29 protein-coding genes are annotated in these 23,146 nt (G+C 61.2%); 6 read left to right on the top strand and 23 right to left on the bottom strand.

Translation table 11 applies throughout. From position 1 onward, the window contains the following. Positions 1 to 75: 75 nt before the first annotated feature. Both ATE64_RS10885 and ATE64_RS10880 read right to left on the bottom strand, forming a co-directional pair. Positions 76 to 2,472: a type IV secretion system DNA-binding domain-containing protein gene (locus ATE64_RS10885; protein ID WP_058456884.1), complete on the bottom strand. Its 2,397-nt coding sequence runs from the start codon at positions 2,470 to 2,472 to the stop codon at positions 76 to 78. Next, a complete protein-coding gene (locus tag ATE64_RS10880; protein WP_058818294.1) occupies positions 2,465 to 2,758 on the bottom strand; it encodes a ribbon-helix-helix domain-containing protein in 294 nt (97 codons plus the stop codon). The genes ATE64_RS10885 and ATE64_RS10880 overlap by 8 nt, the downstream gene beginning before the upstream one ends. A 392-nt stretch (positions 2,759 to 3,150) precedes the next feature. Here ATE64_RS10880 and ATE64_RS22010 point away from each other — a divergent pair, with 392 nt between their 5' ends. After that, entirely contained in the window at positions 3,151 to 3,534 is a 384-nt protein-coding gene (locus tag ATE64_RS22010; RefSeq protein ID WP_156416644.1) for a hypothetical protein, read from the top strand. 48 nt (positions 3,535 to 3,582) lie between these two features. Here the strand turns inward: ATE64_RS22010 and ATE64_RS10870 are convergent, their stop codons facing one another. The 3 genes from ATE64_RS10870 to ATE64_RS10860 all read right to left on the bottom strand — a co-directional run bounded on the left by ATE64_RS10870 (position 3,583) and on the right by ATE64_RS10860 (position 6,163). Continuing rightward, the gene (locus tag ATE64_RS10870; RefSeq protein ID WP_230960867.1) at positions 3,583 to 3,834 is read right to left on the bottom strand and encodes a hypothetical protein; all 252 of its coding nucleotides are present in this window, start codon (positions 3,832 to 3,834) and stop codon (positions 3,583 to 3,585) included. A gap of 433 nt (positions 3,835 to 4,267) precedes the next feature. Next, positions 4,268 to 4,831 carry a hypothetical protein gene (locus ATE64_RS10865; RefSeq protein ID WP_058456881.1) on the bottom strand — a complete coding sequence of 188 codons (564 nt, stop codon included), beginning with the start codon at positions 4,829 to 4,831 and terminating at the stop codon, positions 4,268 to 4,270. Positions 4,832 to 5,170: 339 nt separating this feature from the next. Beyond that, on the bottom strand, positions 5,171 to 6,163 hold the full coding sequence (locus ATE64_RS10860) for a DUF2493 domain-containing protein (protein WP_058456880.1): 993 nt from the start codon (positions 6,161 to 6,163) through the stop codon (positions 5,171 to 5,173). Positions 6,164 to 6,841: 678 nt separating this feature from the next. Here ATE64_RS10860 and ATE64_RS10855 point away from each other — a divergent pair. After that, positions 6,842 to 7,327 carry a hypothetical protein gene (locus ATE64_RS10855; protein ID WP_058456879.1) on the top strand — a complete coding sequence of 162 codons (486 nt, stop codon included), beginning with the start codon at positions 6,842 to 6,844 and terminating at the stop codon, positions 7,325 to 7,327. Positions 7,328 to 7,532: 205 nt separating this feature from the next. Then, the gene (locus ATE64_RS22005) at positions 7,533 to 7,787 is read left to right on the top strand and encodes a hypothetical protein (RefSeq protein ID WP_156418177.1); all 255 of its coding nucleotides are present in this window, start codon (positions 7,533 to 7,535) and stop codon (positions 7,785 to 7,787) included. Positions 7,788 to 8,203: 416 nt separating this feature from the next. On the opposite strand, the gene ATE64_RS10850 is transcribed toward ATE64_RS22005, so the two are convergent. Next, the gene (locus ATE64_RS10850) at positions 8,204 to 8,839 is read right to left on the bottom strand and encodes a hypothetical protein (protein WP_058456878.1); all 636 of its coding nucleotides are present in this window, start codon (positions 8,837 to 8,839) and stop codon (positions 8,204 to 8,206) included. 160 nt (positions 8,840 to 8,999) lie between these two features. On the opposite strand from ATE64_RS10850, the gene ATE64_RS10845 reads away from it, so the two are divergent. Continuing rightward, on the top strand, positions 9,000 to 9,236 hold the full coding sequence (locus tag ATE64_RS10845; RefSeq protein ID WP_058456877.1) for a hypothetical protein: 237 nt from the start codon (positions 9,000 to 9,002) through the stop codon (positions 9,234 to 9,236). A 37-nt stretch (positions 9,237 to 9,273) separates the two neighbouring features. On the opposite strand, the gene ATE64_RS10840 is transcribed toward ATE64_RS10845, so the two are convergent. The 8 genes from ATE64_RS10840 to ATE64_RS21625 form a co-directional block, all read right to left on the bottom strand. Further along, on the bottom strand, positions 9,274 to 9,609 hold the full coding sequence (locus ATE64_RS10840) for a single-stranded DNA-binding protein (protein WP_058456876.1): 336 nt from the start codon (positions 9,607 to 9,609) through the stop codon (positions 9,274 to 9,276). 476 nt (positions 9,610 to 10,085) lie between these two features. Then, positions 10,086 to 10,490, bottom strand: a complete 405-nt coding sequence (locus ATE64_RS10835; protein WP_058456875.1) for a hypothetical protein — start codon at positions 10,488 to 10,490, stop codon at positions 10,086 to 10,088. Continuing rightward, a complete protein-coding gene (locus ATE64_RS10830; RefSeq protein ID WP_058456874.1) occupies positions 10,471 to 10,773 on the bottom strand; it encodes a hypothetical protein in 303 nt (100 codons plus the stop codon). The genes ATE64_RS10835 and ATE64_RS10830 overlap by 20 nt, the downstream gene beginning before the upstream one ends. A gap of 75 nt (positions 10,774 to 10,848) precedes the next feature. Further along, complete coding sequence (locus ATE64_RS10825; protein WP_058456873.1) at positions 10,849 to 11,220, bottom strand: hypothetical protein; 372 nt, start codon at positions 11,218 to 11,220, stop codon at positions 10,849 to 10,851. Further along, the gene (locus tag ATE64_RS10820; RefSeq protein WP_058456872.1) at positions 11,214 to 11,729 is read right to left on the bottom strand and encodes a hypothetical protein; all 516 of its coding nucleotides are present in this window, start codon (positions 11,727 to 11,729) and stop codon (positions 11,214 to 11,216) included. Before ATE64_RS10820 ends, ATE64_RS10825 begins: the two co-directional genes overlap by 7 nt. Positions 11,730 to 11,913: 184 nt before the next feature. Continuing rightward, entirely contained in the window at positions 11,914 to 12,414 is a 501-nt protein-coding gene (locus tag ATE64_RS10815) for a DUF736 domain-containing protein (protein ID WP_058456871.1), read from the bottom strand. 202 nt (positions 12,415 to 12,616) lie between these two features. After that, on the bottom strand, positions 12,617 to 12,964 hold the full coding sequence (locus tag ATE64_RS10810; RefSeq protein ID WP_058456870.1) for a hypothetical protein: 348 nt from the start codon (positions 12,962 to 12,964) through the stop codon (positions 12,617 to 12,619). A 73-nt stretch (positions 12,965 to 13,037) separates the two neighbouring features. Beyond that, entirely contained in the window at positions 13,038 to 13,175 is a 138-nt protein-coding gene (locus ATE64_RS21625; RefSeq protein WP_155645944.1) for a DUF3768 domain-containing protein, read from the bottom strand. Positions 13,176 to 13,194: 19 nt separating this feature from the next. Here ATE64_RS21625 and ATE64_RS10805 point away from each other — a divergent pair, with 19 nt between their 5' ends. After that, a complete protein-coding gene (locus ATE64_RS10805) occupies positions 13,195 to 14,346 on the top strand; it encodes an IS110 family transposase (RefSeq protein ID WP_058456869.1) in 1,152 nt (383 codons plus the stop codon). Positions 14,347 to 14,602: 256 nt separating this feature from the next. Here ATE64_RS10805 and ATE64_RS10800 read toward each other — a convergent pair whose 3' ends face one another. The 4 genes from ATE64_RS10800 to ATE64_RS10785 all read right to left on the bottom strand — a co-directional run bounded on the left by ATE64_RS10800 (position 14,603) and on the right by ATE64_RS10785 (position 18,687). After that, complete coding sequence (locus tag ATE64_RS10800; protein WP_058456868.1) at positions 14,603 to 14,929, bottom strand: hypothetical protein; 327 nt, start codon at positions 14,927 to 14,929, stop codon at positions 14,603 to 14,605. Further along, on the bottom strand, positions 14,922 to 16,616 hold the full coding sequence (locus ATE64_RS10795; protein ID WP_058456867.1) for an ATP-binding protein: 1,695 nt from the start codon (positions 16,614 to 16,616) through the stop codon (positions 14,922 to 14,924). Before ATE64_RS10795 ends, ATE64_RS10800 begins: the two co-directional genes overlap by 8 nt. A 102-nt stretch (positions 16,617 to 16,718) precedes the next feature. Further along, positions 16,719 to 17,384, bottom strand: a complete 666-nt coding sequence (locus ATE64_RS10790) for a hypothetical protein (protein WP_156416646.1) — start codon at positions 17,382 to 17,384, stop codon at positions 16,719 to 16,721. Positions 17,385 to 17,400: 16 nt separating this feature from the next. After that, entirely contained in the window at positions 17,401 to 18,687 is a 1,287-nt protein-coding gene (locus ATE64_RS10785; RefSeq protein WP_058456865.1) for a hypothetical protein, read from the bottom strand. A gap of 67 nt (positions 18,688 to 18,754) precedes the next feature. On the opposite strand from ATE64_RS10785, the gene ATE64_RS10780 reads away from it, so the two are divergent. After that, on the top strand, positions 18,755 to 19,252 hold the full coding sequence (locus ATE64_RS10780; RefSeq protein ID WP_058456864.1) for a hypothetical protein: 498 nt from the start codon (positions 18,755 to 18,757) through the stop codon (positions 19,250 to 19,252). Between the two features lie 7 nt (positions 19,253 to 19,259). Here the strand turns inward: ATE64_RS10780 and ATE64_RS10775 are convergent, their stop codons facing one another. From ATE64_RS10775 to ATE64_RS10755, 5 genes are all read right to left on the bottom strand, one after another. Next, positions 19,260 to 19,754 carry an RES family NAD+ phosphorylase gene (locus ATE64_RS10775; RefSeq protein WP_058456863.1) on the bottom strand — a complete coding sequence of 165 codons (495 nt, stop codon included), beginning with the start codon at positions 19,752 to 19,754 and terminating at the stop codon, positions 19,260 to 19,262. A 4-nt stretch (positions 19,755 to 19,758) separates the two neighbouring features. Next, on the bottom strand, positions 19,759 to 20,109 hold the full coding sequence (locus ATE64_RS10770; protein WP_054590611.1) for an antitoxin Xre/MbcA/ParS toxin-binding domain-containing protein: 351 nt from the start codon (positions 20,107 to 20,109) through the stop codon (positions 19,759 to 19,761). Between the two features lie 110 nt (positions 20,110 to 20,219). Beyond that, positions 20,220 to 20,420: a hypothetical protein gene (locus ATE64_RS10765; RefSeq protein WP_058456862.1), complete on the bottom strand. Its 201-nt coding sequence runs from the start codon at positions 20,418 to 20,420 to the stop codon at positions 20,220 to 20,222. 16 nt (positions 20,421 to 20,436) lie between these two features. Continuing rightward, the gene (locus ATE64_RS10760; protein ID WP_156416647.1) at positions 20,437 to 20,811 is read right to left on the bottom strand and encodes a hypothetical protein; all 375 of its coding nucleotides are present in this window, start codon (positions 20,809 to 20,811) and stop codon (positions 20,437 to 20,439) included. A 4-nt stretch (positions 20,812 to 20,815) separates the two neighbouring features. Further along, entirely contained in the window at positions 20,816 to 22,729 is a 1,914-nt protein-coding gene (locus ATE64_RS10755) for a reverse transcriptase domain-containing protein (protein ID WP_058456860.1), read from the bottom strand. Positions 22,730 to 23,146: the final 417 nt, after the last annotated feature.

Raw genomic sequence — 23,146 nt, 5'->3', positions numbered from 1 at the left:
GTTCGCGCCGGAGCATCGGCCCGGCACATTGCGCGCAAGATAGGGGGCACACATGGCAGGTCTGTCCTGCCGCGCTCATCGGCCAAGCTCCTGATCATCGTCGATCGAAGGATCCTGACGGCTCTGCTTTTCGTTGCCGATCCCGCGCATGTTTTCTTTGGAGAGCTCGCTCTCCTGCGCGTCTGCCCTGCTGTTCTGCGCTCGCCCCTTTGGCCCTTCGATCTTCGCCTGCGCGCTGCGCTCTTCGCTGTCGCGCATGGCCAGGTTCTGCCGCTCGCGCTGGTCTTTTTTGCCCGGGCGGTGATAGCCGTAGAGCTCCCCTTGCGCTGGCCTGCGCTCGAAGTCTGCCCGCTCCTCTTCATCCTCGATCTTGCGTGTTACCTCCTCCCCGGTCAGCTCGCGCTCAGTGTTCAATGGCCCTTCGATCGCCTCCCTCAGCTGCTGCGCTGCCCGCTCAGCCTCACACAGCGCTACCTCTTCGCGATCTTTCGGCTCCTTGGGCGCGATGTCAGGTTGTGCGCCTTCCCTATCCCCACCCCCCATTTCCGCGCCATCCCCGGACGGTGGTGCGTATTCGGCGGCGCGCATGTCGGTGACACGCTCGAAGCCTTTTGCGCGGGGTTCGTAATCTTTCCACGTCAGCCTGATCCGGGCAGCGGGGAAGCCGTCCGGGAATTTCACGAACCCGTGCATGCTGGGCAGGTCGCTGATGTCGACCGGCATGACGAGTTCTTCGACGTTGGTACGGGGCGTGATCGTCGAGGCGTCGCGGTTGTCATTATAGCCGTAGGAATAGGCTTCATCCATGATCCGGACCTGACGGTTGCCGATGAACTCGGAGCATCGCCGTGATGTCTCGGGATCGGCCGTCTTGAGGATCAGTTTGGTGCCCGCCAGCGAGGCCAGATTGGTAGCCCCGTTCTCGCCATAGGTTTCTTCAAGCTTGTCGAAGGAATGCATGCCAAGCACGAAGGCGCCGCCAAACGCGCGCGCGGTCTGAAGGCCATGATCGATCGCCGGGAGACGATGCAGCGCATGGACTTCGTCGATGAGAAACCAGGTGCGCAGATCTCGGGTCCGTCCCATGTGGAACAGCGCATTGACGGCCAGGTCCATCCACAGCGTCAAAAGCGGGCGATTGAGGACCAGGTCCGGGTGCGTGGAAGTGATGAAAAGGATCGACCCTTCCTTGACCTCGGTGGTCATCCAGTTCTTGATTGAGAAGCCGGTTTCGCCCGGAGGAGGTTCGGGCAGGAAGCGGAAAACATTCGCATTGGCGATGAAGGTGGTCCGGATCGACTCTGCCATTTTGGCAGCGGCGGGTGACATCATCGGACCTGCGATCGTGCCTTCAAGTTGAGCATGGATCGTCTTCAGATCCGACTGCATCAGGAAGTAGGAAAGCGCGCCATTTGAGCGCACGCCCATCTTGATCATTTTGACGCACATCTCGACGAACAGGGTGCGTGCCGACTTCTGCCAGAAGTCATCTTCCGCGCTATGGCCGCTGGGAACCAGCGCTGTCGCAGCGCTCATGAATTCGGCGTAATTGTCGCAGTCGTTGAAGATCGACCATGGCACGCAGCGGCGATCCATCGGGTTGAGGATGATGTCCGTTTCGGCATCATAGAAGCTTTCGACGAAGGTGCCGGTCAGATCGAAAATGACGCAGCGATGCCCGCGTTCACGCGCCTGCGTGACGATCTTCTTCAGCTCGGTCGTCTTGCCAGCACCGGTAGTACCGATGAACATCGCATGGCTTTGCTCAAGACGCCAAGGAACCGGCACACCTGCCAGGCGGTAAGGCGCATGCAGACCCGCCCGAACACGGTCCTTCAAGGGCTCTGCGAGGATCTTGTCGGGGTCCACTGGTGGCGTGCGCTTGCGGCACTCGCTGATATGCGCTTTCCAGTTATGGCTGGTGATGGCTTGGGCCAGTTCGCTGTGTGTCACAAGCACGGCCCCCCGCTCATGGCGCTCGGTCAGAATGTCGGTGCCGCGCCGTTTCGAAAAGTCGACGAACCAGACGGTCAATGGGACGCAGATAAAGGCTGCACCGAGACCTGCGGAAATGCTGACCTGCACAGCCTTGTCCCACGCCCTTTCCACGGCAGGATGATAGGGCACCATAGACATGGTGCCTTGCACCATCTGACCCGACGGAAGCGTCAGGTTTACAGGCTTGTTCGGATTGAGCTGAACCCAGCCCCAAGCCTCGGCGTAGAGCTTCATAAGCACGAGCTGCACCTCGTGGTTCTTGAAGGTCAAACTGACGAGGGCACACAGCAGAAGAATGGCGGTTCCGACCCAGACGTAGAGGGGCATTCTGATGCCCGCCCAGGTCATCAGGATTTCATGGTGGAACAGCTGCGATCCGCGCGTGAAATTGCCTGCGTTCCGCTTCACTTTTCCGCGCGCGGAAGCGTGGGTGAGAGTGGCAGCTTTTTTGCTGAACCTGATGTCTTCAGCCATGATGCTCTCGCACGTTGGAGAGCGCCTGAGCGATCAGGTGTTCGGCATCAGCCGGATATTGCTCCTGGACGATGAGCGAGAGCGCAAGCTGGGTATGCTCGAGGATTGTAACAGCCCGCTCGGCATTGAGCGACAGTCCCGCCTTCAGGAGCGGAATACCGACTTCAAGGGCAATGCGGATGGCTTCTGACCGCGATACACCGCGGCTTGCCGCAAGTTGATCGACGACGTCGATCATCCTTGGGCTGAGCGTTACACCGACGCTCTGGAACTGTTTCTTTTCCACTACCACACCTTTTCAGGCGTGGTTCGTCTATCGCAGGTTTCAGTATATAGCGCTGCATCGCACTTGCCAAGAGCGTCGGCGATGCAGCCCGGTGCAGCGCTATGGCATTGGTTTTTCGATGCTTTATTGAAGCCTTGAACATCCTGCAGCCGACTGCACCGCCCGAATTGTGAGCAAGACTTCGGCTAACCAATTGTGACGTATGCAGAATATCGCTGCATCACCCTACCGCGCAGCGGTGTACGGTGTGCAAAAAATCAGGAACTTGTGCCCTGTGCCAGGTCCATTGTTGTAGGGGGATCACTCGCGCAGGTGGTTCTCCAGCGGGATTGCGCGAGCGAGCCTGACTCGCGAACGCACCGCAGGCGCTATGTCCGCCTACAGCGGGCGCTGTGGGACGACAATGGCTCTGGGTTTGGCCATGGCGATGGCTCAAGCAGGCCATCTTCCGCGATGAAGTGGCGCGAGAGCATCAAGCAAAAAAATGCCTCGAACAGACCCTGCGATTGGTGCATCTTCGCATGGTCTTTCAAGGCTTGGAGGAATGCGCAATGGTGTCGAAACTTGAACGCGAACGGTCCGCGCTGGCAGCAGCGGAAAAGGACCTGGAAGAGCGCAGGCAGAAGCTTGCAGAGCTTGAGCGCGAGGAAGCAGAACGAGAGCTAAATCGGCTGATCAAGAAGGTCGGTCAGGATACTGCGATTGCCCTTCTGCAACTGGCCGTCAAGGTGAAGCCAAAGGTGGCGATTTCTGCCCTCGAGAAGCTTGGCGGGTGAGGTCTGGTTTTTGTCGAGTTGGGCAGCGATGACCACCGCCCTGCCTCGTCAGAATTCATCGGCCATCTTGCCGGTAGCGGTGTAGACGATCTGGTCGATCAGGTGCATCGGCAGCTCGCCATAGTCTCCCTCCTCGATGAGGATGTACCCGTCCGGGGTCTCAACGACGTGGACGTCGAAGAATGTGTGGTAGGAGCGCCGCTCAGCTTCCAGCGTTTTTTCATCAAGGGCGATGATGTTGGTGTTGATCTGACGAAGCACCGAAACGTCGTCTTCGTAGCTTTCCGTTCTGTAGCACATGACCTTGCCTCCTGGCGCTTGGCGGCTCGTCCGCCATGCCATGAAACAGCGCCTCGTCAGTGTGCTGGTCACCGGAGCGAAGCGGAGGCTTGACCGCTAATTTTTCGATGGTGCGGAAGCCGGCGTAGCACGGCTTCTCGGTCGGGAAATTAGTGGTTGACCAGTATGCTGGCGGGGTGCTCATGGCGATGGTGGTGGACGTGCCTGCGGCAGGAGGTATGCGTTCCCAGCGACGTCGCGAAAGCTATGCCCTGGAACGTGGCTGTTCGGGATCGGCGTGACCCAGGCGGCATGAAAAAAGGGCACCGCGGCAACGTGCCGGGCACCCTTTTCCACCTCGATCCTGCAGGAGGCTGGTTGCAGATCGAGCGTTAAACATGGCGTCGAGTTGAGCCGATTCCCGGCTGCTCGTGAACTGGTGGCTGGATTGTCATTAGCTCCATTCGAGCAGCGGATGTTGCTCTCCACAATCGGTGGCGGCGATGAACGCGAGGCTTTCGAAGAGCGGAGTGATTCCTGCCTTGACGAAAGCCGCGTAAGTCCGGTGATCTTCGAGCGCTGTCGCGAGCTTCTGCAGGGACAATTGGCCAGATTCATTTGCATGGCGGCCAAGAGAGATGAGCACCTTGGACGCAAGGTCGCTGCTCATCGTGATGTCACCTACCAGAGCGATGTGTTCACTCACGCGCATCGTGATCGGCGCATCGCATTGCTGGTGCTCGATCCGCAGCATTCGTCCAAGAAACTGCGCTTCCTCGACGAGTCCGATCATCTCCGCACGATGGTCGAAGCATGATGCGAACGCGGCGATGGCAAGCGCGTTGGCATTGATCTCGAAGTTCAGGGGCGCGGCCAGGAATTCGCCTGGATCTGCATCGATTGTACTGTTCGCGGTGTGCAGTCTGCGCATCAGTGCTGCGAGCTCTGGCGGGCATATCTGAGCCGGTTTCGAATTGAGCCTTGTCTCGATATCCTTGACGCGGAATGTGACGAGCATCTTTGCCTCCTGTCGCTGCTCGTCTCCTCCATCCCCCTCTTCTTTCTCACTACCTGAGCTGGTGGCAGAATGCCGCCAGGTGGTTCTGGTTCACCCCAAGGATGGCTGGTCGACCCATTGTCCGGGTGTGGCAGTTAGTGCGGCAGCGATGCCCGCAAGATGCAAAGCATCGAGCATGGGCAAGGCGCGCCGAGCCAAGGCACAAGCGCGCCTGATAAACTCAGGGGATCGCGATGCTCGCGTCAGCGGGCGAAGGGGGTTCGATGCCCCCAGAGCCCGCCCCTTGCGCAAAAGAAGAGCGGAAGGCCCCGGGATAAGCCGGAGCCTTCCGAAGAGCGCTCACGCAAAGTTGCGCGACCGAACCTGCGCCTGATCACTGATCCGGCGGATGTGCAGCGGCACGCCTGCCTGACGGAGGCGCTGTGCAAGGTTGGACTGGATGCCCGACCCTTCACCGATGATCGCTTCAACAGGGTTCAGCTTAACGATGCTCTCGTTGCGCAGGAACGGAGCGCGGTTGCCGTGGCGCTGGTCGGGAACGAACAGGATCGTGTTGACCCCGTTCTGCTGCGCCCATGCACCCGCCATGGCGTCGACGCCCTTGCGCATGCCGGTCGTGCCCAGGACCATGTTGGGGATCCGGGACTTGATGTCGTCGAGGATTGCCCAGATCATCGCGAAATCGTGCCAATCCTTCTGTCCACCTGACACGATCACCAGCGGGCCATCGGGCTGGAATTGCGCCCTGCGATCCTTGGCGCGTGCTGCGAGGAAATCGCGTGCCTGCACCTGGCTTGCGGTCACCCCGTTCTTGCTGACTTGCGATCCCCGTGCGGCCGTGAAGGGGCGACCGGTTTCGACGCGGTAGACGTCCGCTGCATGGTCACGCATCGCCTCGAGCGCTTCGCGGCACCCTTGCAGTGTCTGGCAGAGCTGCTGTGTTTCCTCGAGCTCGACAGCGTAGATTTCCGAAGGGTCGAAGTGGCGTGCCATTTCGCCCAACTTCTTTGCGGCATCGTCCTCGCGACCTTCTGCGAGGCGTGCGGTCATGTGGAAGGAGTTGACCATGCCCCAGGCGAGCTGCTGCGCGAATTCTTCCATGCGCGTGTCCTTGAGGACATCGAAGATCGTTCCGATTGCCATCTCCACGGCGCGGCGCGCCATGTCGGGATCCGGCATCTCTGCGGCGATTGGGGCCTCGATGATGTTGAGCTTGGCCAGATCGCTGTGTTCGAGAAACGCTCCGTCATAGGATTCCGTGATCCCTTCACGTGCATCGGCGAGATTGATCCGTGCCTGAGCCAGATCGGCGAACGAATTGAAAACAGTCATAAAAGCCTCCGAGTTTCGAAATCGTCCCCACATTGGGAACAGCCAAAAACCCATCGGGCCGGACGAACCGTGTCAGGGACGGCGAGCTCGTCTCGCCGCCGCCCTGGCGGGCGTGGGGGAACCGATTTTCCGCGTGGTGGCTGGCGCGCAGCGACACAGCCTCCCCGCTGAAAATTGGGGGGACCGCGATCCTTGACTAAGGGTCGGCCGCCGATAGGTTTCGGCAGGTGTTCCTGTGTGTGTGGAAGAGACGTTCCCGCCCTCGAGCAGGTGAGACGAAGGCAGGGCCGGTCAGGCGCTTCAGCGCCACACCGGGCCGCCCCTTCGGCCCTGCGAAGGGGTTACAGCGGGAACTCCCCCCATCTTGAGAGACCGTTTGGCGGGGCTGGTCGCAAGACGACGGACTGTCAGGGATGATGCCGCAAAGCGGGCATCACCGCCACGCGGGCGGTGAAGGCAAGCGCAGCGACAGCCTGAGCCGATCCTTGACCGGACGGAGGATACCGAATGACCCGCCTGCTCGCAGCAGCACGCATTACGGTCGGAAAGCTCCGAGCGCGAACGCCTTCCTGGCAAGGAAAGGCGCGTTCGCGGGTAAGGGGCGCTGCCCTGCCCGCATGGGCGGCACTTAGCGAACGAGCCCATTGTCGGAGCCCGCATTGACGCTATGTTCGGGCCATGGCCGTCTGGCAGTTCGTCATCAACCTCATCCCTGCCTCTGCGGCGCGTATCGCAGGGGTCCACGCAGCACGGATGAGCCGCGGGCAGCTCGAGGAAGTTGTTCTGGCACTGCCCATCGCAAAGGCGGATGCGCTGTTCGCAAAACTCGACATGCTGCTGCCCGAGAAGCCGCGATCGTACACCGGTCTCCGGGTGTGGGGTGACGAACCTGCGGACGACATTCAGGTGAGCTTCGATGACGAATTCATCGAAGAAATCCAGGTCCGCTTCGACGCGGCAGATCTCTCTTTGCCTTTGGTCGGCGGGGTCTGCGACGTCGCGCGGCAACTCGACTGCGTCTTTGCAACGCCGGAGGGTGCGATCATTCAGCCAAGCAGGGAAGCTGTCGTCAGGACGGTTCTGCAATCAGACGCAGCGCATTTCGTGAGAGAGCCACAGGGCTTCATCGAAAAGGCGGTCCGTCTGGATCAGGAGGACCGATAGGGTCCATACCAGTGGCGGGCCACATTAAGTGACGAGCAGGAGCCGTACTTGAAGCAGACCGGCAGCTTCGTGCAGTTTGCCGCGGAAACGACAATAGCCGAGATGGCTGCGGCGGCGGTGTCTATGCACAGTTCGCACAGCAGATTCTGGCAATCTTGATCTCACCTGATGCCTCCTTGGCCAACACCTCGGAAAGAGGGACGGCTTGTTGCGGAAAGACTTGATGAATGCCTCGATGGCACGGCTTGCACACAGCATGTCGATGAGCTTCATCCGTGTATCGCTTATCGCCACGCTCAAAATCATGATGAGTGTCCGCACATCCGTCGCTAAGCGTTATGCTGCAGCGTGCGCAAACGGAATTCTCTTCGCGCGTTTTCTTGCGCCGTTTGCGCTCCGACCCACTGACGTTGGCCATATCTCATCTCCTTTCAAAGGTCTGATAAACGAAGAAGTTTGAAACGTGAAATCGCGCGCGGCAACTCGGCCGCGAGCGGCGGAACCGAGAGCCGGCGGGCCATCAGAAACGCAATGCCCCGGCGCAGCCCGAGCCGCTTGAGAGCGCCGCTCATCAGGCGGCAGCGCGCAAGCGTGGCCAGCGGCCAAATGCGTCAGCGATCGTCACCTGAAGGACCGAGACCTTTCAGGGGCTCGGTGAAGCCTTGGGTGCGCGAAGCCTTCGTGAAGACGGGGCCGCAGCGCACGGGGCGGAATAGAGCGCGATCCCGGCCAGAGGTCGGGAGACGCCACCCACTGTTTATCCTGCGAGGGGGCAACCAAGTTTGAAGCAAGGCCGCTTGCATGACGGTAGCCTCATGCAAGGCGCGCGTACGGAAGATGATACATCAACCACTCCGCTTGCCAGAGCACCATTTCCTAGCCAGAGGTCCGTCGCGCCGCTGCAGCTTCCTCATTTGAGGGGCGCCTTTCGCCAGCATCTATGCGCGCTTTGGCAGCTTCCCAGATGGCTGGTATTTCATCGAAAGCCGCTTCGCCTGCTTCCCAGTAGTATTGGAAGAATGCCTGGATCAGCGGCAGCCGGACCGAGTAGAGGTCATCGGTTGCAAAGCCAATGTCGAAGCGGATGATGGGCGCGAACGGGTAGCTTCGGTTGGTGGGTTCGATCTCGGGGTTAGTGGCGAAGGCGAGCGATTTTTCGATCACCTTTTCTCTCAAGATTTCATAGATCGGCTCAATGCCCTGGTCCCATTCGACGTCTTCGATGGCCTTGGTTAGGCGATCGAGCGTTTCGCTCCGCGAGGCCCATGCCTCATCGGGAAGGGTTCGGATGGCGGCTATGATCGCCTTTTGTTGTGCGTCGAGCACGGTTCGGGAGAAGTCGCGCCATTCGTCCCAGATGGCTTCGTCGTCGTGGACGTGGTTCTGAGCTGAACTGAAATACTCGGTCAGCGCTTGTCGGACGATTTCGGATCGATCGTGCCGCTGGTACTGGGCTGCGTTATCCAGATGCTCCTCGAGCTGTTCGTCGAGATTTACCCTAAAGAGTGCCATGATGTCATACTCCTCAGCTGCAATGTGCGGGATTATTGCGCTTTTTTGCTTCGGCGCAAAGTGTCTTGTTATTCGGTTTGCGGGTCTTTCTGATCAGGCCGATTGCGCAACCCCGCAGCACGCTTGACAACTAATGTTCTTATGATGTTCTGCCGTGGCTATGGGCAGCAAGCGTCTCGATACGGTGGCCGATCTGGTTCGCCATGGCCTCAACGCACAGGTTGAATGTCTCGCATGCCGCCGCGTTGTGATCGTTCCGGCGGCCAAACTGCGAGACCGATGCTTTGCCAAATCCATCCCGATGAAGCTGGAGATCGTCGCGCGGCACTTGCGCTGCAGCTGCGGTCACCGGGGAACCAAGCTGGACGCCACCGGTGTCCAGCTGTCGCCCCCCTGAAAGGGCTCGGGCGACGCCTGCGCGCCGCCCCTCCCGGTCAGAGAAACTCGACGTTCTCGGCGATGATCTCGCAGCCATAGCGGTCATTGCCTTCGGCGTCCTGCCAGCGCGAGTAGTGGATGCGGCCCGTCACGGCGAGTTGGTCACCCTTGGCCTTGTGCTGGCGCAGCGGGAGCCCGAGGCCATTGAAGACGGTGACCTTGTGGAATTCTGCATCCTTGACCGGGTAGCCGGTTCCCGGATCCTTCTGGACCTTGCCGTCGCGGATGACCGGACGCTCGGTCACGAGGATCAGTTCGGTGATGCGGGTGTCGCTGCGGTCGCGGGCAACGGGATCCTTGGCGAGACGGCCGACGAGGTTGACGATGTTCATTGCATGAGCCTCCTTGGTGCCGACGGCTCGTCCGCCGGTGCCCTTATCGAGCCTCGGCGAGAGAGCTGGGACACCGCGCGCTGCGGCGCGCGGGAAACCTCAGAAAGCGAGATGGTGCGGGCAGCCCGGCTTGCCGGGCAACACGGCTCGCATTTCTGCAGGTTGGCCCTAAGCTCGACCAGAGAGGCAGGGGCACTGGGCGGCGGACGTGCTGTTGGCACAGGAGCTTATCGCACGCCTGGACATCGACCTCGCCGCGTCTCGGCTCGCAGGAGCTTGCTGTCGACGGTGATGATCGCAGGATCGATCGCCCGTCCTCACCGATTTTAGGGAGCGAATAGACTCTTTGTGGCTGTCGTCCGGAAGACCCGATTTTGGCTACCTGGGGTGCCGATCCCCGAAGTTGCCGCCATACTGGCCTTGATGCGGGGTCAGACATGGCTCCAAGGGGGCTGCCTGTCTCTGCGTTGCGGCAATCAATCGCGATCGACGGCAGCGGCGCCCCAGGCTGCGATGGCATCGATGGTCTTTGCCGTGAACCGCGGTGGGAGTCGTCCGGCAATGTACCCGGGCTGCTTCATCAGGGGTCTGATGTCGAACCCGGGCCAGGTGAACCGGTTGAATTCCGAAACGACAATGGCGCTGCCCGGAGCGAGCCCGGCTGCGCGTGCGATCTCATCGGGGATTGCGACAGCGTTCTTGCGCCCCTCGCCCTTGGTCGTGATCGCCGCGACCAGGTAGCGTGACCCTTCCACACCAACGACGACGACAAAGCGTTCCTTGACGCCTTCGTCGCGGCCCCGTCTCTGCTCTTCCTCGAAGAGATAGACGTATCGGAGGATATGGCCTGCGGCGGGGCGGTCAGTCTTCCCAGCGGTCATTGGCGAGTTCACTGGCCGAAGGCCGTGCATTAGCGAAAGCCTTGCGATCGGCTTCGGTCATGTCGGACGAAGCGACAGCTTCGATATTCATGTGGCCGGCGATCACACCGCGTGCTGCCTGTTCAAGATGGCGGAAATATTCGCTATCTGCGATGACATGTCGCTCGCGCCCATGGCTGGTGAGGACGACCGGCTGTTTGGTTGCGAGATCAAGGAACTCGCCGGTGTTGTTGTGAAACCGGGTCAGGGGAATCCTGGGGTGCTCATTCGCCGTCGCTGGCATGGTGGTATCTCCTCTTGGCACCAAAATAGCAATTATTGCCAAAATAGCAAGATTTCTGTGGCGACGCTTGCCGCGCTAGCCGTCCACCTCTGCCGCCAGCAGCTCAGGCAACAAGGGGACGAGGCCCGCATCAATCGCAAAGCCCAGTGTCCGTGCGAGGCGGCAGGCTCGCGCGATTGACCCGTCTGGAACATCTAGCGCCGTTTCAATGTGCCCAAGGGTTTCACCAGCGCATGGCTCACAGACCGCGTGAAGCTTGCCCGGCTCTGCGGTGATAGCAAACGGCCAGGTCATCGCGACACCGACAACCCTCTCATCGAGGATGAGCAGCGTATCCCCAGCAGCAATAGTCTCGTCGGTCTGCACGGCGTCGTAGGCATTGCCCGTCGAGGCGAAGGCATGGATTCGCCAGGCGCTGAAGGCGAAGCGCTCGCTGTCGGTCAGCATGGCACGGCCCCTTCGGAAAAGGCGCGCTGTGCCGCTTCCGGAAAGGCTGCGGTGAGGTTGCGATGGATCGGCCCGGAGGATTCTGGAAAGAATGCCCCGGTGGTGCTCGGCCGTGTGATCCGCAGCGCGCTTGCGACGGCATCCACGACGAAACTCACAAGCTGATCGCTGGCCGTCAGCTTGCTAAATTCAGGCGGTGCGAACCCGGCCTGATGCCAGAAGGCGATGCCGATCTCGAGGGTCTCGAGATAGCTGGCATGGCTGCCATCGTCCTGGTCGTCGTCGATGCGCGCCTCGACCGTCCGGTAGGTTCCGAAGTCATGGGCGTTGGCCTTGATCCGCAAGGTGATGCCGGCAGGCGGGAAGCCAGCTACCGCGATCAGCGCAGCCCTGTAGAGCATGGCTTCGGCAGTATTCACGAGGTCGAAGTTTAGGGTGTGGCCGATCTGCGCGCAGTCTTCGTTCCACGGAGCCCCGCCAAGATCGAGAGTCCAGTTTGTCTGTGCCATTCAAGCCTCCTTTGCTCGAACGGCACCTCCCCCTTCCCTCTTGTGGGCCGAGTTCCTTCAGCAGTTCTGCCAAGCCCGACAGCAGCGGGCAAAAGAAAAGGCCCGCCCGCGACAAATGCGCGGACGGGCCTTCCCGATGTGACCGGCGCGGGTCGCGGCACCGGTCACGGGGGGCTTGTCCCGGTCAGGCGTCGACGCTCACGCGCGTCTTGCCCTTGGGTGCCGGAGCGGTGCTTTCGCCCAGACCGTCGCCGGTGGCAGCGGCGCTGTCAACGCTGCGGTCGCTGGCCGGTTCGTCGCCGGTGGCGGTGAGCGGCGGCAGGGCGCCTTCGCTCTCGCTGCCGAAGCCGTCGAGCGACGCCTTGGGCTTCGAACGCCGCCAGGCGACATTGAAGCTGCCGTCGTTCTGCTGGAACATGGCGACCGGGATCGGCGCCGAGAGGCTGGGATCGTCGATCTGGCCCGACAGGAAGCATTCACCGGTCTCGTTCGACGAGTATTCCCACAGCGCGCCGATCTTGACCCAGCTGCGGCGGTCCGCCGAGAGCGCCATAAGGTCGAACTTGGGTGCGCGCTCATTGCTGGATTCGAAGGCCCGCAGAGCAACCGTTGCGCTGAAGGTCAGGGTGGTGATGCGGCCGATGTGAACGCCTTCTGCGTTGGCCTTGAGGGTGCCGATGTTCATGTCACATTCTCCTGATGCTGTCCGAACCCCTTGTCCGGAACACCTTCTCCCATCCCCCCTCTCCTCCGGGCCCGTGGCCCGGCCCGTGCGCCAGCCACCGCAGGCGCGCGTCATCCTGTCCAGCCCAGAGGGCTGAGGAGCCTCGATGTGTGGTTTGGAGATGAACCGGCCCTGCTTCGAGCCATGCGCGGTCCGTGCCGACCTAAGCTTCCGGCTCGGTGTCCTTGATCTGGCTGACACGCGCCATGAAAGCCTTGGCTTCGAGCTGATTGGGTCCGTCGCGCGTGGCGAGGCATGCCATCCTGTCGATCTCTAGCTGTGCGGCAAGACTTGCCTCGATCTGGCAGTAGGGTTCGAGTACGCGGATTGCGTCAACCGCGCGGGGCAGCTCGCCGAAGGCAGTGCCGACCCACACGAGTTCGGTCTCCTCCCCGTCCTCGTCAGGCGCGCTCAGAACCTGCGCAAAGTATGTCTGCAAGGGGCGGTCCCAGCCAACATAGGCACTTGCCGCCGCAACCCCGTCACGAAGCGGTACTTTGTGTCTGCTCATGCGCTTTTTACCTCCCCATCAGGTTTTGGGCGGCTGCCGGGTGACGCAGCGATATGCCTGTCCCTCACAATGATCAGTAGTCCGCAGGCCGCATCAGCGTGACGACGCGCCGTGTCATCGCTGGATTGGCCGGATCCTCTGACCCGAACGCCAGTTCGGTGTCGTAATAGATCCTATGCAGGCCGGATCGGCTATGCCGTTGTTCCGTCAAACCTCACGGAGAACGCTACATGGAGAACTCGTCGTCAGATTACTGCCCCAAGACTTCTGTCATTGTCAGCGTTGAGCTCAGCAAGCGCAACTGGCTTGTTGCCTCGCTCTCGCCAGGAGCGGCAAAGCCTTCGCTGCGGACAATTCCTGCCGGGAGCAGCGCGGCACTGATCAGTCACCTTCGCAATCTTGAGTGCAAGGCCGCTGATCGTATCAGTGAACCTGCCACCATTCGCCTGTGCTTCGAGATTGGATATGATGGCTTCTGGCTAGCAAGGCTACTGCGGTCGAACGACATCGATACCTATGTGCTGGATCCCGCCAGCTTCCTCGTGTCGCGGCGAGGCAGGCGCGCAAAAACCGACCGGATCGATGCCGAAGCAATGATCGGGATCCTCAAAGCCTATCTTGCTGGCGACAAAAGCGTGTGCCGTGTCGTGGACGTGCCCTCCCCCGAGGAGGAGGACGCGCGCAGAGTAATGCGGGAGCGCGGCGATCTCGTGCATGAGCGCACCCGGATTGTCTCTCGGATCAGGGGGCTACTTGCACTGCAGGGCATACGATCTGTTAAAGCCATCAAGGGCGGTGACTGGTCGAGCCAACTCGACGACATGCGCACCGGCGACGGGCGGCCTTTGCCACCAAACCTTCGCCGACAAATAGAGCGCTGCTTCGGGCGGCTCGCGTTGCTCAACGATCAGATCAAGGACATCGAGCGGGACCGCGCTGAAGTCGTGCTCCATGAGGAGTCCACCTTTCCATGCCGCGACAAAGCGGTTCGCCTCGAGCAACTGAAAGGCATTGGCCCGAACAGCGCGGCAATGTTGGTCGCAGAAGTTTTTTGCCGAAAGTTCGAAAGCCGGCGACACGTCGCGGCCTTCCTTGGGTTAGCTCCGGCACCCTTCGCCAGCGGCGACGTGTCGCGTGATCAGGGCATAAGCAAAGCCGGTAACCGAAGCACACGTGTGCAGATGGTGGAACTTGCATGGTGTTGGTTGAAATATCAGCCAAGTAGCGAACTAACCGTTTGGTATCGCAGCCGGTTCAAAGGTAACGGCGCTCGCGCGGCAAAGGTGGGTATCGTTGCCCTCGCCCGAAAATTGTTAATCGCGCTTTGGCGCTTTGTGGAGACCGGTCTGGTCCCTCAAGGTGCCGAGCTCCGCGCCGCCTGATGCTTATGTTGCAACAGGCTCGATAAGGCGACGCGGATTGGTGTGATGTGTGACCGGGAAAGTTGATGGCGCCTGAAAACGCCCAGTAGTAGTTTGGTCCGCATCTGCCTTTGCTCGATCCGGGGATGTGAATACGGATTATGGTGCGCGGGCACGGCCGCGACCGGATACAAGTCTATGCACGGATAGTGCATCAGCTGACCTCGGAACGAATGAAGCCAATCCTTGAGCATTGCGTGTGGGGCCCCCCAACCTGTCAACAGAAGGAACCGTTCAATGCGACCTTGACAAGGCCCGGATCATACAAATCGACTTTCATCAGCACCTTGATGCCATCGACATCCATGCTTGCAAAGTCTCGCTCGGGCGAATCCGGGGCGAAGGTGCAATGGCGCAGAGCGGCCATCAACCGAGCCTGGGCCATCATGCTGTCTGCCGCGGTGTCGCCGCCGAGTTCTGCAAGCAGCCCGGATGTCATGACGATGCGGGCCGTGCGGTCACGGCCCTGACGCGCTGCATCATTGAGCTGCGCGATGTGCTCGGTGCGTTGCCGTGCGCAAGAGATGTCGGATGTGTCATGCATTGGAGGTCTCGTCCCGATCCAGGAGGCAACAAGCGGATAGCTGAACATCGATCGCGGTCCCCGAGGCGACGGTAATGGCGACCTGCCGATCCTTGGGAATGACCCACAGGATGCCGGCGAGCGTGTCGCGGATGCGCGCCGCGATGGCCTCGTCCTCGCCGAGCAGCACCCGGGCCGCGAGTTCGCGCGCATCGCGCAAGAAGTGCTCGTGCTGGGTGTCCCAGGAGTCGGCCTCGCTGTCGTCGCTCGCGCAGAAACAGACGTTCTCGATCAGATCGACCAGCGTGTCGGGGGTCAGCGCCGGACCCGGCACATAAGCGATGCGGATCTGGTCGACACCGCTGTACCAGCCATCTTCGTTTACGACGAAGGCCACATCTGCCGGGATCCGTTCCTCGCGCTGCGTTTCGCTGGCGCGGTGGAAGACACAGAACCTCAGCTCGATCGTCTCGGCACGCACATGGTCATCCAGCGGCGGAAAGCTGCCGTTCTCGGCGATGACGTGGCCCTGCTCCCCGGCTGCAACATAGAAGCGCACGTTCCCGAGCTGATGCAGCGCGTCATACCAGCCATAGCCAGCGTATGCGGGATGGTTCTCGACGAGGTGTTGGCGCAAAGGGTGCTCGCGCAGCGCGCGCTCCAGTCCCTGTGCAATATCGGGCTCAAGATCCGCGACAAGGATCGTGTCCGCACCTGCTGTGACTTCCTCATACTCGACATTGACGTTGTCGCTCTCCGCGATGGCCGCATGCCAGCGGGGCAGGCAGGGGTCCGCCTCCGGCAGGGCAACCCCCAGATCGCGGGCTTCCTTCCAGTTCTCGAAGGAAAGCCGGTGCTGGCCTCTGTGCGCCAGCGCGGCATAGATCGTTCGCTTGCACGCTGCCTGAAGCGCCGCAAAGGCGGCGTTCTCGACGAATTCCTTGCGCGCCGGGAGCACAAGGGCAAGGCCCGGGGTGGCCCCGATATCGAGCCGGGCATGGTAGGTCTTGCCGCCAAGGCTCTCCGAGACGCTGGCAAGCTTGCGGGTGAGCACCATGCCATGGAAGTTCGTGGTGGGGTCCTGGTGGTATTCGCGCCCCTCGAACACGCCGATCTGGCTGCCGTTCCACTCGGCGATGTAGATCGCCTTTGCGAGAAAGTCCTCGCGCGGCACTTGCGCGCCATTGAAGAACACTGGCAGCGGGTAGAACTTCGCGACCTCGCGCAGAATCCGCTCGGTCGTCTGCTCGCTCACCCCGGGCATCAGGAAGGTGATGGTCGTGCCAACCGGGCGAGCAAGGGGCCGCACGGCAATGTCCTGCGCGCCAGTCCAGCCATCCGCTGGGACATGGACCGACCATCCGGTGTCGGCATCGGCATGACGTGAGCTGATCCGGGTATCCTTGCCCGCGAGGCTGAAGACACCCATGCCTGCCGGGTCTTCGGCCTCATGGATGTGCTGGCTCCAGCCCGAATCCCCCAGCGCAATCATGGTCTGGGGATCGGCGACCCCGGTTCCATCATCGACAAGGGTCAATCGCGCTGCGTCCTGATCCGCGCAGCAGGCGATATCAATCCGGGACGCGCCAGCGCGGCGACTGTTCTGGAGGAGCTCGCCGAGGATATCGCCGATGGTGCCGTTAAAGAGGCGCGTGACTTTGGTGATCGTCTTCGGGCTGACGCTGGGTCGGATAACTGTCGGGTTCATGGCAAGGGGTCCTTCATCGCACTGGTTCGCCCTTCCTCTCCCCCTTCCCTTCAGAACGGCGGATTGACGCCTGGTCGGAGCCGGACGGCTTGGGCCTGCTCTTCAGCCCGCGCGCTTAGGCCGCAGGGCCTCGGGCATCGGAATGATCTCGTGCGCCGTATCCCGCAGCGCTGTGACCTCGCCGCGCGCGGCGTAGAGGTCCTTCGCGACCAGCGCGCAGACCTCAGCCTCGCCATAGGTTGGCCGGCCAAGGTGATCGACGCGCTCGACTTGCCGGGCAATCACGCCGACTTTGCCTTCCGGCACCCATTCGGCCCACTCGCCCCACGCGCTGGTGACGCAGAATTCGCCGATCGCAGCCATATAGGCCTTGCGCGTCCGCAGGATCGCGGAAGCATTCTCCTCGACAGCCTCGCCGGTAAAGGCGCTGAAGCGGTCCGGATGCCAACATTTGGCGGTATCGCGGGCAAGCTGCAGGAAGCCCGCGGAGCAGGACCCCTGCCCATCAAGCTCGCTGGAAAAGGCAAGGATCGGGAGCGACCAATCGCAGTCTTCTTCGTAGGACCCTCCCTCGATCTGTAGCGCCGGCGGCATGGCGGCCTGTCTCTGATCGGACAAAATAATGCCGCCGTGGCTGGCGGTCATCACCGACCAAATCCCGGGGCCAGCTGATCGGCCTGCTGGACAGCACCCCAGATCGATGTCGATGGGCGCGGCGACGGAGCAAAGCATGTCATGAGCGAACTCTCCTTCTTCCGGTTCGCTCACATCCTCCCCCTCCCCTTCACTCGAGAAGGCGGCGGGCTTGGCTGATAATTGCCTCAGGCGTTACGCTGCTGACGGCCATGGATACGACAAGCCCGGCCTGACCGAGACGCTCGCGCTCGATGCTGCGCAGCTCAAGATAGTCGGCATCATCCGACTGCAGGATCTGGAGCGCGAACTTGCATTCCACCCCGCTATGCTCATCGAGCAGCGCCACCAGTAAATCCGGCCTCGCTGAGCCCGCAGCCAGCGTTATGTCAAAGAGGACCTTCTTGACCGCCATCCTGACACCGAGACGGCGCAGTTCATACTGGGCCTGTTGGAGCGCGCGCAGCACGTCGCGATCGTGTTCACGCTCGGCGGGCACGAACTGGTTCCCGCTGAAGACAGGCTGGGCATAGGCGCGCAGCGCCAGGTATCCTTCGCGCCGACTATGCTCGCCGACGACGGCCAGCACGAGAAAGGGTGGCTCGACCTCGGCCCGGATGATCCCGGTGTGCTGGATGCGATTGCGGATTTCGACAGTTCCTAGCCCCGTCACCACCTCGCTTGATGTGACCTCGCTCGCTTCGAGAAGCAGAAAGGCCTGCGGTGCAAACTCGGGCGGCCAGGTCTCGGCCGCAGCCCGCAATCGGGCATGGACCCGCCGTTTCTCGTAATCGATCGCGTTGGTGTGGAGATGATCCGACAGCCGGATGCCCGGCGCGATGTCGAGGCCCTGAGCGGCGCGCTTGAGGTGGCGCATTTCTTCGCTGATCGAGCCTGCGCGCCTGCCACTGGGCGGTAATTCGCGCAGGATGTTCGATCCTGCTCGCTCGAGCAGCAGCCAGAGCAGCTTGCCGAGGCGCGGTATGGCGACGCCGCGTGAGCGGTCGTCAGGCTCTATGTCCTCTGGCCTCTGTGCAAGCTTCTCCGGGGCCTTCTGGTGTGCGCTGAACAGGCCTTTTGGCAGGCCGATGGCATAGAGAGAATCCTTCACGGTCTCGCGGATGCGCGGTGGCGCCTGCGGCAGATGAAACGGGCAACCTGAATCGTGGCCTGGCCGTGAAGTAAGACGCCGGAGGTAATAGGTTTCCTGAAAACTGAGATAGGCCGCGCTCATCAGCGGCGGCGGCCGCTCTGCCCCAAGGCAATCGCAGGCGATCCACTTGTGGTTCTCTCGCGCGGTCGAGACCAGTGAGACGCAAGCGCGGTGGTCGGCCTCGCTGCCCCGGCCTGTATACCACCGCACCAGCGCAGCCTTCAGCTCGTCGCTGATGGCGACCCTGCCGGTCTTTCCTGTGGTGTCCTTACCTACCAGCCACATGCATGATGACGCCTTGACCCTATCATTTGTTCACGGTATGTTCATAATCTGCAGGAGCCCATGAATAATGAACAAGGTCTTTGATATCGGCAATTTCGACCTCGATGTCACGCTGCGCGACGCGGCGCTTGATCCGAATTGCCGTCCAACCAAGCGCATGCTCGCCAATGCCTCGATCGGAGTGGAGCCGTTCGATGCCTATTACTCGGCGCGAGAGCTCTATGAGACCTTGCAGGGCGTCTTCCAGGGCCTGCCCAATGCCAAGGCTCGGCTGACGCAGATCCTGTCCTGCCATTGCGATGACTATCAGCGCTGCCTCTACTATGCGCTGGCAGGGCGCGGAGTTGTCCAGATGCTGGACGATCTCGAATGGCTCTTCGAAATCCTCGGGCCACGATGCCAGATGTCGGGGCACATTCTGCGCTCGGGCCAGCACCCTGCGCCGATGGTCAACCCTTACGTCTCGTCAGAGCCTGATGGCCCTGTTCCTGCCCGCAATGCCGACTTTACCGAAGGCCCATCGTGGTATCTCGATCCCGGCCTCGGAGGGATGATCGAGGAATAAGAGGCCATCAGTTATTGCGAAGGCCAAGTCGGTCGTCGTCATCAACAAGCGTGATGCGCCCGTCCCAGTCCCATAGGACAAGATTGAGCGCGTCTGCGGGGGCGCCGCGGGCGTAGCTCGGGACAACGATGCCAGCATAGCCTTGCGCGATCGCGGCCTCCGCCAGGTCCTGCGTCGGGACCGGCTTGCCGGAGAGCATCCGATCACGCCATGACGGGTCGGCGAGTTCAGCCGGTGTGATGCCGAAGGGATGCAATGCAGCCGTGTCCCGGCCATCGAGCAGCGGCCCGATGTCGGCCTGATAGGCCACCAGCGTGGTGGGCTGCAGCGTGCCAGCCTGATTGGCCTCGCGCAGCGCGGTCTCAGGGGCGAGGGAAGTATAGAGCGCCGTGCGCCCCATGCGATTGAACCGTCCGCCAAATCGGGCGGCCCCCTCCCCTGAGAGGGGTTCACGGGACCAGACCGGATTGTGGGCGCGGTAGAGCAGCCCGGTAAAGTGCATTGGACTAGGCGTGGACGCCGGCGTCGACCGCGTCGATATAGGTCAGCACGTCATCGGCCCGGTTGCTCTGCACGAGCTGCATGGCAGTCTGGCCCGAGAAACCCGGCAGTGGTTCCGAGCGGTACCAGGCATAGGCCAACAACGCCGAACCAAAGCGCGGCTCGACCTTGTTGAGCACCTCGACCATCTGGCGAAGGCGGCGCTGCGTCCGGTCGGACGCGATCCGGTCCTTGCGCTGGATCGCATCCTTGCCGAGGCCCAGCGAGCGTGCGAGTTCGTCGCTGGTCGTCCGCAGCGCGTCGACGATCTTGCGCGGAGCAAACGCGCCGTTGTCAGCGTAGTTTTGAATCGCCATTGCACTTTCCCATGAATTCTGACGCGATATAGCGTCAATATCTGCGGTAATCAAGGTTTGGGTGTCAAACCCAGCAGGTGTTCCCGTTTTGCCGAAGAGGTTACCCGCTCTTACAAAACCACGACCTGCAATTCGATCGCGCCGGCAAGGCCCTCTTCTGCAGGCAGAACGCAAAAGGGCTGGAGCTTGCTGTCCGTCCTCACCACGGCATGGCTCTGCCCGGAATTTGCGGTCATCCGAATGGCGACACGCTCGGCATTGGCGCGCCCGCACAGGATCGCCCTTCTGGGGTCCAGGCTCTGAGGCAGCATGATCACCTCCCGAGCGTTACGGCGTCGCCGGGAAGAATGTGCGCACCGCGCGCTTTGGGGGCACGACTTCAAATCGGCGCTCCATCAATCTGCTGATGCGAAACCGGCCTCGGCCATCGGGCGTGCTGAGTTCAATTTTCGCGCCGCGCTTTGTCACCCTGAATTCAGCGTGTTCGGTGCCGTCGGTGAACTTCATCGGTTCAGGCAGCCGGATCATGTCGCCATCGGCGATCTTGCGTTCCTTGAGCCGGAGCTGGCGGTAGCACCGGTTGCGCCAGTCGAGGGCATAAGGATGACTGGTTGGCCCCAACTCCTCCAGGACACTTCTGGGGCACCCGGCCTCCACCGGTCCTGAATTTTCATCCAGTCGGGTAGGATTGGTGCTGCTCATGGAGTCAGCCCTGATCCCCCCGCCGAACCGCACGTGCAGCTTTCACTGCATGCGGCTCTCCACTGTGACCTACCAGTCCTTCGCGCTGATCGGGCAATCGGCCAGCATGAGTATCCCGGTGGCATTGCTCGCACAGGACTACTGTCCTGCGCGCGCGGGCCGCCTTCATCCTCACGACAAAGCCGCGGTGCGAAACATCGGCCATTCCCCGGATATGGTGCACCTGACACGGAATATCGGATCGACCGCAGGCCTCGCATTGCTTGGCATTTTGACGATCAACCCAGTCCGTACGTGAGTGTGTGAACACCTGCGTCCAAGGCTGGATATCAATCCTGGACGAGGTGGCCGGATCACGTTTCAGATGAGCCAATTTCCAGACTTTGGCCGAGCGGGGCTGGCCATCGACGTCGTAGTCGATGGTAAATTCCTGCCCCGTCCTCATGCGGGTCACGACCGCTCGCACGTTAGTTTTGTGCTTGCTAGCCAAGGTCTTGAACAAGCTCCACCGCTGGAGAAACTCAAGCCTGTTCAGCTTGTAGCTCACATCCTTGGCGAGAGCATAGTAGTTCGCAAACCCCCGCAATTCGGCGTTGTAAGCAAGGACGATCTCAACGTCGCTGCAGCTTAGCAGCAGGCTCCGATGACGCGGCTTCAACACCGACAGATCACCATAGCCTTTTGCCGAGGCGAACGCGTGGACCTTCTCCCAAGGGACATGAAGCTGCATAACTTCCGACGGCGGCCGACGGAGGAAGCTGACGGAGCCTTGTCGACTCCGGACAACCCGTTGACGTGTCGTATATGTGCGGACCTCATATCCAAGGAAGGCGGCTCCATCGCTCGCCTTGCGGATACCGCTTTTCTCCTCGGACACCGTGAGCGCCAGTGCGTCGGTCAGGAATGCCCTGACTTCGGCGAACACGCTTCGTGCATCCTCCTTGTTACCGATAACCCCAATCATGAAGTCGTCCGCGTAGCGACAGTAACGAAGTCGGCGATAACCGGGATCCATCGCATCTCTCGACGGGATGGAACGCTTTTGCGGCAGTAAGGTTTGGATTTTGGCCAAGGCGGCCGCAACCTTTACCTCATCGACATTGTCTTTAGCCCGCAGCATGGTGACGCGCTTCCGTTGTTTCTGGATGCGCCCAGCCAGTCGCCCATATTCCGGGTTTGTGGCACGGACCTTCCCCCTTTCGAAAGCCGCGATCCGTTCCGCCATGAACATATCGAGTTCATGGAGATAGATGTTGGCCAGGATTGGAGAGACGATACCGCCCTGCGGAGTGCCGCTGTAGGTCCGGGTGTGAACCCGGTCTTCCATAACGCCCGCCTTAAGCATGCTGCCGATCAGGCCGATGAATTTATCATCGTCGATCCGTTTCCGCAGCAGCCGCAGGAGAATGTCATGGTTGATGTTCTCGAAGAACCCTGCGACATCCACATCTACGAGCCATTTCACCCCCGTCCATACGGCTTTGACGTGTTCAAGCGCCGTATGACACGACCGGCCCGGCCGGAATCCATGGGAGGCGTTCGAGAACACCGGCTCATAGATCCGTTCGAGCAATTGCCGCGCCACTTCCTGAACGAGGCGGTCATCACACGTGGGAATCCCCAGCGGACGCCGTTTGCCCTTGCCTTTCGGGATAAACACCCGACGCACTGGTTTGGGTTCATAGGTCCCCGCCGTCACACTGGCGATAAGCGGGTCGAGGTCTTCCGGTCCGAAGTCCGCGAAGGTCTCGCCGTCAATACCCGGCGTCATCGCACCCTTGTTGGATGCGATCTTCTGGAGCCCCTCCTCCCAGAGGAGGCGAGACCCCATCAGACGATAAAGCCCATTTACCCGTTTGCCCGACGCAACGAGCGCCGGAATGGCCTCCAACCGGCCTTTCACAGTTTCTGGCAGCATCAGCACACCCCATGATTGGTGGTTGAAGAATCACAGCTGCCGCCCTTCCCCCGGTCTTCCCCGCTTTCGGCCCAATCGCTCGAGACCTTATACGGTTGCACCGCCGCCTCCGAAGAGGTCGATGTCCCAGGCATTACCCCGGGCGTTTGAGTAATATGGCGGCTCCGTACCCATGCAGGCCGGCCTAAGCCGCCTGTTTAGGGCATCCCGTAGTTACGCTGAATGGAGATGCGGCGCGGTTAGGTGTCCCGTTCGTCCACTAAACCCCTCGACGAGAGGCGCACCGGATGGGCTGAGAAACAGGCGGCCAAGACATGAGACCGCTGTCATCATCCGGACCTGGCGTGACAGTCGCTTTCGCCAGTATCGCTATATAGATTGCTGCAGACTGGGATTTAAGCAGTGTAGCCTTCACCA

The sequence above is a fragment of the Sphingopyxis sp. H073 genome (assembly GCF_001468395.1).
GTDB lineage: Bacteria > Pseudomonadota > Alphaproteobacteria > Sphingomonadales > Sphingomonadaceae > Sphingopyxis.
The sequence above is the reverse complement of the archived record's forward strand: the minus strand, read 5'-3'. Positions and strand labels throughout refer to the sequence as shown.